The 13,642-nt window shown below is 57.4% G+C and carries 12 protein-coding genes; 8 read left to right on the top strand and 4 right to left on the bottom strand.

The window, feature by feature from the left end; translation table 11 throughout:
• The first annotated feature begins 17 nt into the window (after positions 1-17).
• A complete protein-coding gene (locus IQ254_RS00795; protein ID WP_193963323.1) occupies positions 18-515 on the top strand; it encodes a DUF2165 family protein in 498 nt (165 codons plus the stop codon).
• Positions 516-707: 192 nt separating this feature from the next.
• Here the strand turns inward: IQ254_RS00795 and IQ254_RS00790 are convergent, their stop codons facing one another.
• Complete coding sequence (locus IQ254_RS00790) at positions 708-2,015, bottom strand: tetratricopeptide repeat protein (RefSeq protein WP_193963322.1); 1,308 nt, start codon at positions 2,013-2,015, stop codon at positions 708-710.
• 77 nt (positions 2,016-2,092) lie between these two features.
• Positions 2,093-3,292 (bottom strand): cysteine desulfurase family protein, encoded by a 1,200-nt coding sequence (locus tag IQ254_RS00785; RefSeq protein ID WP_193963321.1) that lies wholly within the window; start codon positions 3,290-3,292, stop codon positions 2,093-2,095.
• Between the two features lie 7 nt (positions 3,293-3,299).
• Here IQ254_RS00785 and IQ254_RS00780 point away from each other — a divergent pair, with 7 nt between their 5' ends.
• Both IQ254_RS00780 and IQ254_RS00775 read left to right on the top strand, forming a co-directional pair.
• Complete coding sequence (locus IQ254_RS00780) at positions 3,300-3,872, top strand: hypothetical protein (protein WP_193963320.1); 573 nt, start codon at positions 3,300-3,302, stop codon at positions 3,870-3,872.
• A gap of 219 nt (positions 3,873-4,091) precedes the next feature.
• On the top strand, positions 4,092-5,501 hold the full coding sequence (locus IQ254_RS00775) for a Rieske 2Fe-2S domain-containing protein (protein ID WP_193963318.1): 1,410 nt from the start codon (positions 4,092-4,094) through the stop codon (positions 5,499-5,501).
• Between the two features lie 19 nt (positions 5,502-5,520).
• Here the strand turns inward: IQ254_RS00775 and IQ254_RS00770 are convergent, their stop codons facing one another.
• Positions 5,521-6,291, bottom strand: a complete 771-nt coding sequence (locus IQ254_RS00770) for a DUF2993 domain-containing protein (RefSeq protein WP_193963315.1) — start codon at positions 6,289-6,291, stop codon at positions 5,521-5,523.
• Between the two features lie 481 nt (positions 6,292-6,772).
• Here IQ254_RS00770 and IQ254_RS00765 point away from each other — a divergent pair, with 481 nt between their 5' ends.
• From IQ254_RS00765 to IQ254_RS00755, 3 genes are all read left to right on the top strand, one after another.
• Positions 6,773-8,038: a DUF4912 domain-containing protein gene (locus IQ254_RS00765; protein WP_193963314.1), complete on the top strand. Its 1,266-nt coding sequence runs from the start codon at positions 6,773-6,775 to the stop codon at positions 8,036-8,038.
• A gap of 129 nt (positions 8,039-8,167) precedes the next feature.
• Positions 8,168-8,899, top strand: coding sequence for a 2-phosphosulfolactate phosphatase family protein (locus IQ254_RS00760; protein ID WP_193963312.1), 732 nt, complete (start codon positions 8,168-8,170; stop codon positions 8,897-8,899).
• A gap of 137 nt (positions 8,900-9,036) precedes the next feature.
• The gene (locus IQ254_RS00755; protein ID WP_193963310.1) at positions 9,037-10,464 is read left to right on the top strand and encodes an NAD(P)/FAD-dependent oxidoreductase; all 1,428 of its coding nucleotides are present in this window, start codon (positions 9,037-9,039) and stop codon (positions 10,462-10,464) included.
• 95 nt (positions 10,465-10,559) lie between these two features.
• Here the strand turns inward: IQ254_RS00755 and IQ254_RS00750 are convergent, their stop codons facing one another.
• A complete protein-coding gene (locus IQ254_RS00750) occupies positions 10,560-10,805 on the bottom strand; it encodes an NfeD family protein (RefSeq protein WP_193963308.1) in 246 nt (81 codons plus the stop codon).
• A gap of 248 nt (positions 10,806-11,053) precedes the next feature.
• On the opposite strand from IQ254_RS00750, the gene IQ254_RS00745 reads away from it, so the two are divergent.
• Positions 11,054-13,114: an NB-ARC domain-containing protein gene (locus IQ254_RS00745; protein ID WP_193963306.1), complete on the top strand. Its 2,061-nt coding sequence runs from the start codon at positions 11,054-11,056 to the stop codon at positions 13,112-13,114.
• 35 nt (positions 13,115-13,149) lie between these two features.
• The coding region (locus IQ254_RS00740; RefSeq protein WP_193963298.1) for a transposase family protein at positions 13,150-13,642 on the top strand (493 nt) is incomplete at its 3' end.

Below are 13,642 nucleotides of genomic sequence, written 5' to 3'. Positions count from 1 at the left end.
CCGTTTTACCAGATTCTATGGCAGCTCGGATTTCTAAGACCCTAATGGTGGCTTCAATTGGCCTGTTGGCGACGGTCATTGTGCTCAATAACCTCACCGACTATGACGTCAATTTTCAATATATCCAGCACGTGCTCAGCATGGACACCGTGTTGCCCAGCAGTCAGTTGACCTGGCGTGCCATTACCCTGCCCCCGCTGCAACACATCACCTACGGCGTGATTATGGCTACCGAGGCGGCGATCGCGGTGCTTTGTCTCGGCGGGGCGGGGCGCTTGCTACAGCATCTGAATAGCGATCGCCCCACCTTTAACCGGGCCAAGCATACGGCTATTTATGGGTTGACTCTGGCATTTGTGTTTTGGTTTGTAGGGTTCATGGTGATAGGGGGTGAGTGGTTTACCATGTGGCAGTCGGCCAACTGGAACGGCCAGCAGCCCGCGTTTCGCTTCATTGGCTGTGTGGGCTTTGTGCTGATTTATCTCAGTTTGCCAGATGCCGATCTAGAGGCCTAGAACGCCGGTACAGCAACCCGGTTTCTCAGCCAGAATGCCAGTCATGCCGTTAGGGCAGTGACAAAGAAACCGGGTTTTTAGCCATACTGTACTGATGCTCTAGACGCAGTTCCTACGCCCCGCTCTCAGGGGATACGACGCCAGCGGCCTGAACGATTGAGGTGTACTCCAGGTAAGCTTACTCCAGCCAGACTAAAGCAGCCTGGATCGCTCTGACTTGCGGCTATCCCACGATAGTTCGAGGGCTTTGCGAAAGTCATCCATGGCCATAGCCGCTTCATAACCCAGCCGAATGCTGGTGTGACCACGGCCAATATAGGCCTCGGCTAGGGTGGGGCTGAGCTCAAGGGCATGGTTAAAATCCTCGAAGGCCAGCTCCCACTCGTCCATAAAGTACAGGGCATAGCCGCGATCGCAGTAGGCCAAAGCATTGTCTGCGTCAAGCCCGAGGGCGCGATCAAAGTCGGCGATCGCCGACTGGTAGTTGTCTTGGCGGCTAAACACTCGGCCCCGATTGGCCAAAATACGGCCACTTTGCGGGTTAAAGCGCAATGCCAGGGTGTAGTCTGCGATCGCACCCTCGATATCGCCCACTTGGGCCCGCAATAGGCCCCGGCTATCGTATAGGTCAGCCAGACGAAACCGCAGGTTGAGCGGGGTGTCTTCGCTGAGGGTGTTATCGGGGCTGTCTAGGGCCAGACCGACCAGGGTTTGGTTGTAGGAGCGATCTTGCAGATCCGGGTTGAGTTCTAGAACGGTCGTGTAGTCGTCGATGGCGCCTTGAAAATCGCCCAGTTCGTGGCGCAACATGCCCCGGTTGATATAGGCCTCAGCGTAGTCAGCCTGACAGTCGAGCGCCCGATTGATGTCGAGGGTGGCCTGATAGGTGTTGCGCAGTTGAAAGTAGGCCACCGCCCGGTAGTTATAGGCCTCGGCATGGTGGGGCTGGCTTTGCAACAGCTGGGAGAAGTCAGCAATGGCCGCCTGGTACGCCTCTCGACGATGCTCGGCCAGGGCCGCATGGGCACCCAGTTTGAGATAGGCTAACCCTCGCCACAGCCAGACTTTAGCGAACTTGGGCTGCGCTGCCAGCACGGTTGAAAAATCTGCGATCGCGCCATCATAGTCTTCTAGATCGAGCTTGACGCGCCCTCGGTTACCGTAAGCTTTCATCGCCCCTGGCTGCAACTCAACCGCCCGCTCTAAGTCGCTCAGAGCCTCGGTGAGCCGCCCCGCTGCGTGATAGACATTGCCGCGATTGATATAGGCATTGGCAAAGGTAGGCTCTAGGTGCAGCGCGACCGAAAAGTCATCGATGGCAGGTACATGATGGCCCAGGTCGCGATAGGCACAGCCGCGATTATAAAATGCTTTAGCACAGGCTCGATCGAGCGCAATGGCGTGGGAGAATTTCTCTAGGGCACCCTTAAAATAGCCTGAGCGAGCTTGCTCAATACCTAACTTGAGTAGCTCACTAACCTGGGAATTGCTAGTGGTCATGACTCTGCCGGGGTAACCAAACACTACACCGTCCGTATTCAAGCTGGCGCGGCTAGCCGTCGCCTCTGACCCCAAAGTTACCTTTCATTATGCCCTATTTGGCTAGCTATGGGATTTACCGTGGCAGCTGTCTGCCGTAGAGCCTGGATGGTGTCGCTCACCGCTGTGATCACACGGGCGATCTCGTCAGCGGTGGTAAAACGGCCTAGGCCAAAGCGGAGCGAGGCATAGGCGAGATCATGGTCGCGCCCCAGCGCCTGAAGCACGTGGGAGGGCGCCGTACTAGCCGTGCTACAGGCCGCCCCAGACGACAGCGCCACCGTACCCCGCAGTCCTAGCAGCAGCGCTTGACCGTCAACTCCCTCAACACTGACATTGAGGTTGCCGGGCAGCCGCCGCGTCGGGTCGCCATTGAGGTGCATGCCCCCTAGGGGCTGTAACCCATGCCACAGTCGCTGGCGCAGGGCTGTCAGCCGATCGCTCTCTAGGGCCATAGCGGTCAGGCCCAGCTCTACAGCCTTCGCAAAGCCAACGATCTGGGGTGGATAGAGCGTGCCCGATCGCAACCCCCGCTCATGGCCGCCGCCGTGGAGCTGCGCCACCAAGGGCACCCGTGGTCGCCGCCGCACGTAAAGGGCACCGATGCCCTTGGGGCCATAGACCTTATGGGCGGTCAGGGAGAGCAAATCGAGGTGCATGGCATTGACGTCAAGGGGAATTTTGCCAATCGCCTGGGCCCCATCGCTATGAAAGAAAACATTGCGATCGCGGCAGAGAGCACCAATGTCTGCCAGGGGCTGTAAGACACCGATCTCGTTGTTAGCCGCCATCACCGACACCAAAATAGTGTCATCCCGAAAGGCTTGCTCTAGGGTCTTTAGATCGAGCAAGCCATTGGACTGTACCGGCAGATAGGAAATTTCAAAGCCCAGGGAGGCCAGGTATTGGCAAGGGTCGAGCACGGCGTTGTGCTCGGTCTCGACGGTAATAATATGTCGCCCCCGGCTAAAGCAGGCCTCGGCAATACCCTTGAGTGCCAGGTTATTGGCTTCGGTCGCTCCACTGGTAAACACAATTTCTTCGGGGCTAGCCTTGATGGCAGCGGCAATCGTCGAACGCGCTTGGGTTACCGCCGCTTCGGCCTCCCAGCCATAGGCATGGGTGAGGCTAGCTGGATTGCCAAAATGCTCGGTGAAAAACGGCACCATCGCCTCTACCACCCTGGCATCTACCGGGGTGGTAGCGTGGCAGTCAAGATAAATTGGCCGATGTACCATGACGGTTATGAATACTCCCAGTCATCTAGTTATTAACCTGGCCCTGCTGCGTCGCCCCGTATCGCCCCTGATGACCTGGCCCATTTTGCTTGGGGCGCTCATTCCCGATGCCGCCATGTTTGTATTCTACGGTTGGGCTCGCTGGCAGCGGCTACCCGAGCGAGTGATTTGGAACGAAGCCTACTACAGCCAGCCCTGGCAGGCCATTTTTGCGGTGGGTAACTCCATCCCGCTGGGGCTACTGGGCATGGGCCTAGGCTACTCTTTCAAGCGGCCTTGGCTGGGGCTGCTGGGGGCGAGCATGGTGCTGCACCACCTGGCTGACCTGCCCCTGCACCATGACGATGCCCACCAGCACTTTTGGCCAGTTAGCTCTATCCGCCTAATTAGCCCTGTCTCCTACTGGGATGTTGACCACTTGGGCCGACTGGGAGCCACGATAGAAGTGGTGCTGGTGCTGGCAGCCGCTGTTTACCTGCTGCCTCGGCTGAACTCCTGGGTCAGCCAGGGCATACTGGCGGCCACTGTAGGGCTGACCACCGTAGTCTACGGCTTGCTCATGTGGCTTCCCCGGGGCTAGAGCCGTACCCTGGCCAAAAGCCGGCCAGCCCACGGAAATCTTGAAAGTGTCCCACAGCCCTCAATGGGGGCGATTTTAGCGATGGTTTTGGCAGGCGAGTGCGATCGCGCCTGCCCGACGAAATTATTTAAATCCAAAGCTGGCGCTGAAGAGCATTCAGCGAACTCCGCCAGAATGTTGCAGAATGTAAAGGAATGGGTTTATAGCCAAAATTTAGCCATGACTTCAGTTGCGATCGCGCCTCAATCAGCAGAGTCTACCGCCCCGCTCCCCGCTGGTGGCCCCGACCCACATCGGTTTGACTGGGCTGAAGCCTGGTACCCCATTGCCTACCTCGACGATCTAGACCCGACCCAGCTCACCCGCTTCACCCTGCTCGATCGGGGTCTGGTGATCTGGTGGGATCGCAACGACTCGGCCTGGCGCGTATTTGAAGACAAGTGTCCCCACCGCTTGGCCCCGCTCTCTGAGGGGCGGGTCAACGAGGCCGGCAAGCTAGAGTGCCCCTACCACGGCTGGGCCTTTGCTGGCGACGGCACCTGCACCCACATTCCCCAGCAGCCCGCCCAGGGTGATGGCAACCTATCCTTACGGGCCTGTGCCACGGCGCTGCCCACGGCCATGCGGCAAGGGCTGCTGTTTGTCTACCCCGGCAGGGCCGAAAATGCTTCCCAGGTCGAGGTGCCCATCATCGCCCCAATCGCAGACGAGCCCGATGGCTGGGTAATGCTCAACACCTTTCGTGACCTGCCCTACGACGCCCTGACCCTGCTCGAAAACGTGCTCGACGCCAGCCATATTCCCTACACCCACCACAAAACTGTGGGCAAGCGGGAAAACGCCGCCCCCATGGAAATGGAGGTTTTGGCCGCCGACAAGCAGGGCTTTCGCGGGCTCTGGCCCGAAGGCCCCCGCAAGGGCAAGCTGGGCACCCAGCACACTACCTTTATTGCCCCAGCCCTGATGTACCACGACTTGACCTCCCAGCAGTTTGGTCGCACCATGACCGTGGTCTATGCCACCCCCATGGCCAAGGGCGAGTGCCGTCTGTTTGCCCGTTTCCCCTTCAAGTTTTCGTCCAAGCTGCCCGCTACGGTCATTGGCCTGACCCCCCGTTGGTTCAGCCATATCGGCAATAACGCCGTGCTCGAAGATGACCAAATCTTTCTGCATATTCAAGAGCGGCAGCTGGAAAAGGCAAACCAGTCCTATGCTCAGGCCTGTTACCTGCCGACCCAGGCCGATCGCTACGTGCTGGCCTTTCGCAACTGGGTCAGCGACTATGCCGCCGACCCCTTTCCCGGCCAGGTTCTAGGTCGCGAATGGACCCAGGCAGCCTTGCTCGATCGCTATCACTCTCACACCCAGCACTGCCAGAGCTGCCGCACTGCCCTGAGCCGCCTGCAAACCCTGCGCTGGGCCCTGTTGATGGTCAGTGCGGTGGGTTGGTCGCTGGTGCCGATCGCGGTCGCCACTGGCCGCCTGGCTGGGGTTGCCGCTGTGCTGCTATCGCTGGTGCCCCTGGGCACCGCCCTCGCCTGGGTCGGGCTGGACATCTTAGAACGACGATTTTATCGAGGCCGCGCCGTGCCGCCCCGCAATCGGCCCGAGCGGCGATCGCGATCCTAGGGGGAGAACGCTCCTGCGATCAATCTGCGGGAATGACCCGCACTGTGCCTACCAGCTCAATACCTATGGGGGTCACCGCCAGGGTTCGAATATCGACCTCTGGCCCCAGATCAAAGGCAATTTCTTCTAGGGCGATGGGGGCGGCTGCGGTTCCTGTCGTCGGCACCAGTACTGCCGCAGGCTGCTGCAAACAGAGCCAGCGCCCCGCCTTCATCACCAGCCCTGTCGTCAGCTCCAGACTGTCTGCCCCGGGGGATACATTGGCCCAGCGCAGCGTCAGGCGTTCGGTGCCGAGCACACTCTCAACCTGGGGCACAGCCTCGCCCTGCCCGAGCCATTGCTCCAGCGGCAAGGGCTCTGCGGCTGCGGCAACGAGCTGCTTGAGCACATCCTGCAACCCCTGACCGAGCAGGGGCGATCGCAGCGAAGCCGACAAATCGGCAGCCAGCATCGTCACCTGCCCCGACACCGGAAACGGCTGCAACAGCCGCAGCGGCTTACCCCGCAGCACCTGGGGCAGATTGACGCGAATATCCACCGCATTGACCTGGGCCGTACTCACGTGCAGCCCCTGATATACCGCCTGACGGGCCGCCAGGTTAACCCCCGGCAGGTAGCCAGCCAAAATTTGCCGATCTTTGCCGTCAATGGCAAACTCCAGGCCTTCAATATGGTCGAGCTGACTCTGTAGCCACAGGCGAATTGCAGGCGGCAGCAGCCGACTGATCAGACGACTGCCACCTGCCCTGGGGGCATCAGAGTCGGAAGGGGGCGCTGGGGGGGGCGTCATCGGCAAACAGGCCTAACCATATCGGGACAGCAGGGGGCAACCTCCCGCAAAAGGCACCCCTCCAAACTCTAGCAGGGAGGTGTTGCTCAGCTGAGCAACACTGGGGATTGCGATCGCCTGTACTACCCACTGCGATCGCAATTGTTAAAATTCCCTGACGCAATAATACACACGGGGATCATTTTGTCATGTTTTCCTGACAAAATGATCCCCGAACCCCCGTTCCCTCGCTAATGGAGTCAGAAAAGCCTTGCCGGGGGCTTGATCCCGGGCATTGTTTTTGTCATATTACGAGTCAGCAGTTGATCCCCAAACCTTCTAAAACGTCAGGTCTTGATTCTTGCTTAGCAGCCAAGTCTGCTGGTGGGGATCACTGACAGCTTGACGAGGTCAGGCTGTTGACTGCCGAGTTTTCATGATTGATTCAGGGTTGTCTGTCCTGTCCGCTGTCGTAACTGGTCTTTATTGAGGAGAGTGCTCTATGTCATCGCCCCGTCCGCCCTTAGAAGAAATGACCCTGCGACAGTTACGCAAGGTGGCTAGCGAGTATGAGGTGTCGCGCTACAGCCGCATGCGCAAAACCGAGCTAATTGAGGCGATTCAAGCGATTGATGCCAAACGCAGGGGTGCCCTGGGCAATATACCCAGCGTTCCCGCAGCGGCACCCGTCATGGTGGGTGCCGCTGCGGAGACTGGCGCTGCCGCCCCATTGCCCCCGGTCGAAGTCCTGGCCTCGGTCGATGAAGGCCTGGCCGATTTGCCCAGTGGCTATGGCGACAGCCGCATCGTACTCATGCCTCGCGACCCCCAATGGGCCTACGCCTACTGGGATATCCCCCACACCCATAAAGAAGAACTACGGCGGCAAGGGGGCTCGCGACTAGCTCTGCGCTTTTATGACGTTACCGATATTGACGTCACCTCCCAGTCTCCCCACAGCCTGCAGCAGTACGAGTGCGATGAAATGGCTCGCGAATGGTATTTGCCGATTCCGGTCAGCGATCGCGACTACATAGCCGAGATCGGCTACCTCTGTAATGACGGTCGCTGGCTGGTGCTAGCGCGATCGCTGCCGGTTCACATCCCCCCGGTCTATCCTTCCGACTGGGTTGAAGATCACTTCATCACCGTCGATTGGCAAGCCGACCTGCGCGGTCAGACCCTAATGACCCTGAAGCACCCCAGCCAGCGTGCTGCCGAGAGTGCCAACGCCATCTACGACAGTGTCTTCGCCATGACCCAGTCAGCCGAAGCCCAGCGAGTAGCCGGGTCGCTGTTTGGCTCGATGCCGCATGTACCGGCCTCGATGGCTCCCGAACAAGCCGTCAGCTCCTACGTATTTCCATCGGGGGCTGGGCTATGGGCTGTTCCTGGGGCAGGCATCCCAACCACGTCAGGGATTGGCCTGAATGTGTCGGGGCTGACCATGTCGGGGGCGGGCTTCTCGGCCTCGGCACCGCCGATTCGCCCCCGCAAGTTTTGGCTGGTGGCAGATGCCGAGCTGATTGTTTACGGAGCCACCGAGCCCGATGCGACTGTCACCATTGGTGGTCAGCCGATCAAGCTCAACTCCGACGGCACCTTCCGGTTCCAGATGTCGTTCCAGGATGGCAACATCGACTACCCAATTATGGCGGTGGCGGCCGATGGCGAACAAACCCGCGCCATCCACATGACCTTTGACCGGGCCACTCCCTCGCGTCGCACCAACACCAAGGAAGAAGCGACGCTGGAGTGGCTACCCTAGGTGGACCCCTTTGCTTAACGGCAGAATCACCAGCTGGGAGTGCCCTCATGGGTACTCCTTTTTTTTAGAAATTAGGGCAAGTCCCCGCATAGAATGAGTTGTTAGCGCCCCTAAGGAAACGCCTAAACCGTGAAATTATCCCTATTCCACACCCCCGAAGAAGTTCCCGACCAGGGTGCGCCCGACTGCGCCATCGCCATTGACGTCCTGCGAGCGACGTCAACCATGGCGGCAGCCCTGGCGGCTGGAGCCGAGGCCATCCAGGTCTTTAGCGATATTGACAGTCTGCTCGCCGTCAGTGAAGCCTGGCCCAGCGACCAGCGGCTGCGGGCCGGGGAGCGGGGCGGCGGCAAAGTTGAGGGCTGTGACCTGGGCAACTCGCCCCTCGATCATTCTGCCGAGCGATCGGGCGGCAAGCGGTTGTTTATGAGCACCACCAATGGCACCCGCTGTCTCAAGCGCATTGAGCATGCCCCCACGGTGATTACCGCTGCGCTGACCACGCGGCAGGCCGTAGTCAATTTTTTGCTCAATCAAAATCCTGATACGGTGTGGCTGGTGGGCTCGGGCTGGGAAGGCACCTATTCCCTAGAAGACACCGTCTGCGCTGGGGCTGTCATCCACGGGGTGATTGCCGCTACCGGGCAGACATTTAAAGAACTGGTGGGTAACGATGCGGCGATCGCAGCGGTTAGCCTCTACCTGCAATGGCAAGACCAGCTGATCGATCTGATGCACTACGCCAGCCATGGCCAGCGACTGCTGCGCCTCGACAACGAAGCCGACCTCAAATACTGTGCCCAAATCGATGTCCTTGACGTGGTACCTCGCCAACGAGAGCTAGGGGTGCTGGGCCTGTAGCTTCTGGCTGAACAGCTTAATTTTGGCTTTAATTTTGGGTTCAGACAGTCTCAGCCCCACCTCAGAATAGTCACCTATGCTGTATGCAAACTGACGTAATTCATCCCCTACGTTTACCCCAGGGCAAGGAGACTACTATGGCCGTTGACTACGATTTGGTCGTGATTGGGGGGGGGTCGGCGGGGCTAGTGGCCGCCAGCGCCGGCGCCCAACTCAACGCTAAAGTGGCCCTGGTCGAAAAAGAAGACCGCCTCGGGGGCGACTGTCTACACTACGGCTGTGTACCCAGCAAATCCTTGATTCACGCATCGCGGGTCGCCCACGATGTCGCCCGAGGGCCAGCGTTTGGTATTCATACCCAGCTCAAAAAAATCGATCTCCAGGCGGCCCTGGGCCACGTGCATCGGGTGATCGACACCATTCAGGTGCATGACTCCACCGAGCGGTTTGAGTCGCTGGGGGTTGAGGTGATCTACGGCCAAGGTGAGTTCACCGACGATCGCACCTTTACGGTCAACGGTCGAGCGCTCAAGGCCCGCAGCTATATCATTGCCACCGGGTCGCGCCCCGCCCGCATCCCCATCGACGGGCTTGAGGCAGCGGGGTATATTACCAACCTGACGGTGTTTGCGCTCCAGCAGCAGCCAAAATCACTGGCGGTAATTGGCTCTGGCCCCATTGGCTGCGAGCTAGGCCAGGCCTTTGCGCGGCTGGGTACCGAGGTCACCATTATCGGCAGCAGCGACCATATTTTGCCCAAGGAAGAACCTGAGGCCGCCGCCGTCGTCCAAGCGCAAATGGAACAGGATGGCGTCCGCATTCTCAACGGCACGCGGGCGCAGCGGGTGGAGGTAATTGACGGTAAAAAGCACGTACACACCTCAAATGGCACCGTGGTCGTGGAAGAAATTTTGCTGGCGGCCGGTCGCGTACCCAATGTCGATACGCTTCATCTAGAAGCGGCTGGGGTAGCGGTGGGGAAGGCGGGTATTACTGTCAACTCCAAGCTGCAAACCACTAACTCACGCATCTACGCCGCCGGGGATGTGATTGGCGGCTACCAATTTACCCACGTGGCTGGCTACGAGGGGGCGGTGGCCCTGCAAAATGCCCTGATCTTTCCCACTAAATCGGCTAATTACAGCGTTATTCCCTGGGCAACCTTTACCGATCCTGAGCTGGCCCGGGTGGGCCTAACCGAGGCTCAGGCGCGGCAGCGCTATAGTGATGTGTACATTCTCAAACAAGATTTTGCTGGAGTCGATCGCGCCCTGGCTGAAGCAGCGGGCTATGGCTTTGGCAAAATTATCACCCGCAGCAATGGCGAGATTCTGGGCGCACACCTGGTTGGGCCCCATGCCGGAGAGCTGATTCATGAAATTGTGCTGGCCATGAGCAACCACCTCAAGGTCGATGCCCTGAAGAATATGATTCACATCTACCCCACCCTGGCGGAGGTCAACAGCAAGGCAGCCTTGCAGCTAACCAAGCAAAAGTACGCCAAAAACCAGCTCCTGCAAGATGGTCTGACCCGCGTATTTGGGGTGCTGCGATCGCTGGGATAAACGCCAGGCGATCGTGCAGCCTGCCAAGCTTAAGAGGAAAAATTTCAACCCTTTGGCAGCTAGCGCCACCAGCCAACTGCGGGGCTGCTGTTGGCTCATGACGATGCTCTCCGTTCGGGCAGGGGCTTAACCAGGAGCGTCAGCCCGTCTCGACCGACGACTTCGACCGGGTCGCCGGGTTGCAACTCGCTAGGCGTCGCGGTTTGGGAGAGGCGGGCGGGCCAGTAGGTCGCCTGGAAATAAACCCGTCCAGGGTGTTGGGTGGTCACCAAACGGTTAACGGTGCCTCGGCCTTGGCAGGTTGAGAAGTCATGATCGGGAAAAGGGGTTGAGCGGTTCATGGGATGTCTCTGCAAATGAGGTGGATAGGCTTACTATGCAGGCGCATTCCGCTTGATTCGAGGGATCTTCGGCGACTTAAGTGAAAGTTGGCAGAATTTTTGGCGCAATCCTCCCCAGCCCACTGCAAGCAAGTGTTGCAGGCCAAAATCAGGCTTCGGAAAGATCGCCTACTATCGGAGAAGTTGTCGAAAAGTTTCCTTTAAGTTCCCGATTTGCTGACGCCGTCATCTACCCCCCACCCAAACCCATGAGCCGATCTCCTAAGCGCTATCGAGGTGTTGTACTGACCCAGCCGGGGGTTGATCGGCTCGAAGCGGCGATCGCAACGGCCCAAGACGAGGAAAAATACGGCAAGCGCTTCACCCAGGCGGAACTTGCAGAACGGACTGACCTCAGCATCAAGACCATCCAGAAGATTCGTCAGCGCACGGCACCTGTGGATGAAACCTCGGTGCGAACTTTGTTTGAGACGTTTGGGCTAGAACTGGAAACCGCCGACTATGGCCTGCCGGAATTGTCCACACAGGTAGAGGAGCATGACTCAGCTCCTCATGAAAGGCGCTCAACGCCCAAAATCGACTGGGGCGAAAAGCCCGATACGGCAATTTTCTTTGGCCGTACCGAGGAGTTAGCGACGCTCAGCCAGTGGGTAATGGCGGAGCAGTGCCGAGTAGTGACATTGCTGGGCATGGGTGGCATTGGCAAAACCTCGCTGGCGGCAAAGCTGGCGGATCAGATCTACGACCAGTTTGACTATGTGATTTGGCGCAGCCTACGGGAAGCGCCGCCGCTGGATGAGATTTTGGTGCGGCTGATTCAGTTTCTTTCAGATCAGCAGGAGACGGAAATCAATCTGCCCACACGCTTGGGAGAGCGGATCATTCGCCTGCTGCACTATCTGCGGGAGCACCGCTGCCTGCTGGTGCTAGATAACCTGGAATCGATCTTGCAGGCAGAATCGACCGGGCAGTTTCGCGATGGCTATGAGGGCTATGGGGAACTGATTCACCGCATTGGGGAAGCCGAGCATCGCAGTTGCCTGCTGTTGACCAGTCGAGAATGCCCCCGCGACCTGGCTCCCATGGCGGGCGATCGCTTCCCGGTACGCCTCTGGTCGGTAACGGGCATTGACGCCGAAGCCGGACGTAAAATTTTGAAGGCGAAGGGTCTGGAGTTAGATGAGGCCGATACCCAAGGCCAGGAGCTAGTTCAACGCTACAGCGGCAATCCCCAGGCGCTGCATCTGGTGGCCACGGCGATTCAGCGAGAGTTTTTGGGGGATGTGGATGACTTTTTGGAAGAGGAAGGGGCCGCGGTTGAGGATGTGCGCAGCCTGCTCGATCAGCACATGACTCGCCTTGCCCCCTTGGAGCGCTCCATCTTGTTCTGGCTGGCGATCAACCGCGAACCCGTGGGCCTGGATGAGTTGATGGAAGATTTGCTGCCACCTGTGACAAAGCGGGAGGTGCGGAGTGCATTGCGGGGGCTGAGCGATCGTTATCTGATAGAGACGGTAGGCAAACAGTTCACCCTGCAAAACGTGATCATGGAATTTGCGACAGATCGCTTTGTCGAAAGGATTGGAAAAGAGCTTAAGAGTCAGCAATTTGACCTGTTTCATACTCATGCTTTGATTAAAGCTACCTCCAAAGATTACGCGAGAGAAACACAGACTCGACTGATTCTAATCCCTATTGTATCTCCGATTGATAATTTAGAGACACGAGTCACTTTTTTATTGCCGATGATTAGGGGAAATGTTTATTTCCGCTCCGGCTATGCTGCCGGAAATCTGTTAAACATTCTCTGTCAATCTCAATTTGAAGTCTGTTCTTTCGATTTTTCACAACTTACACTTAGGCAGGTATATTTGAAGATAATACTTCTCAATGCACTTAATCTAACCAGCACTATATTTGTCAAGCCAGCACTCATCTATTCATTCTGGCGAGTCTGGTCAGTTGCATTCAGTCCTGATGGACAGTGGCTAGCCATGAGTAGCAGTGATGCCACCATTAGACTATGGGATATCCAGCAGCAGCAATGCATTCATACTTTCTTAGGTCATTCAAGGTCGGTCAATTCAGTTGCCTTCAGTCCCGATGGGAAATTGCTTGCATCGGGTAGCCATGATGCCACTATTAAACTATGGGATGTTCAGCAGCAGCGATGTATTCACACCTTCTTCGGTCATACTAATTGGGTTAATTCAGTTGCCTTCAGTCCCGATGGGAAATTGCTTGCATCGGGTAGCCATGATGCCACTATTAAACTATGGAATGTGGCTCTTCCGGATCCAGGGTGGTAATTGTATAATGAGTTACGTTTAGGGGGATTGACATCATGGACTTTCACCTAGATACGCTGCTTAATTTTCCTAATGCAACCGTCGAGCAGTGCATTCAGGAGGCCGGAGAGATATTTCTGACATTGCGATTACTTAACGATGCAGCGGATTGCCCCAATTGTGGGCAATTGACTGAAGAACTGCATCAAAGTCGGCCCGTATTATTGCGCGATTTATCCATTTTTGGTCAAGCCACTCACTTAAAGATTCCGCGACGACAGTTTTATTGCCGTGCTTGTCAACGGTACTTTACGGAATCCCTGCCGTATGTAGACAAAGGGCGACAGTACACTTGTCGATACGAAGAGTATATCTATCAGCAAGTACAATTGACGACCATTGAGCAGGTTAGTCGTATGGAAGGCTTAACCTATGACCGTGTTGAAGGTATTTTTAATCATCAATACGAATTCAAAAAAAAGAGAGTTGGGCTGGAGCGAAACGAATCGCAATTGATGAAGTCAGTCACCGGAAAGGACAGCGGAACTT

Origin of the sequence: Nodosilinea sp. LEGE 07088 (genome assembly GCF_015207395.1) — a bacterium.
Classification (GTDB): Bacteria; Cyanobacteriota; Cyanobacteriia; order Phormidesmidales; family Phormidesmidaceae; genus Nodosilinea.
Note: the sequence above shows the minus strand (reverse complement) of the source record. Positions and strands in the feature narration are given on the sequence as shown.

Coding starts and splice junctions, on each gene's coding strand:
- IQ254_RS00795 (WP_193963323.1), top strand. CDS start 18: ATGGCAGCTCGGATTTCTAAGACCCTAATGGTGGCTTCAATTGGCCTG.
- IQ254_RS00790 (WP_193963322.1), bottom strand. CDS start 2,015: ATGACCACTAGCAATTCCCAGGTTAGTGAGCTACTCAAGTTAGGTATT.
- IQ254_RS00785 (WP_193963321.1), bottom strand. CDS start 3,292: ATGGTACATCGGCCAATTTATCTTGACTGCCACGCTACCACCCCGGTA.
- IQ254_RS00780 (WP_193963320.1), top strand. CDS start 3,300: ATGAATACTCCCAGTCATCTAGTTATTAACCTGGCCCTGCTGCGTCGC.
- IQ254_RS00775 (WP_193963318.1), top strand. CDS start 4,092: ATGACTTCAGTTGCGATCGCGCCTCAATCAGCAGAGTCTACCGCCCCG.
- IQ254_RS00770 (WP_193963315.1), bottom strand. CDS start 6,291: ATGACGCCCCCCCCAGCGCCCCCTTCCGACTCTGATGCCCCCAGGGCA.
- IQ254_RS00765 (WP_193963314.1), top strand. CDS start 6,773: ATGTCATCGCCCCGTCCGCCCTTAGAAGAAATGACCCTGCGACAGTTA.
- IQ254_RS00755 (WP_193963310.1), top strand. CDS start 9,037: ATGGCCGTTGACTACGATTTGGTCGTGATTGGGGGGGGGTCGGCGGGG.
- IQ254_RS00750 (WP_193963308.1), bottom strand. CDS start 10,805: ATGAACCGCTCAACCCCTTTTCCCGATCATGACTTCTCAACCTGCCAA.
- IQ254_RS00745 (WP_193963306.1), top strand. CDS start 11,054: ATGAGCCGATCTCCTAAGCGCTATCGAGGTGTTGTACTGACCCAGCCG.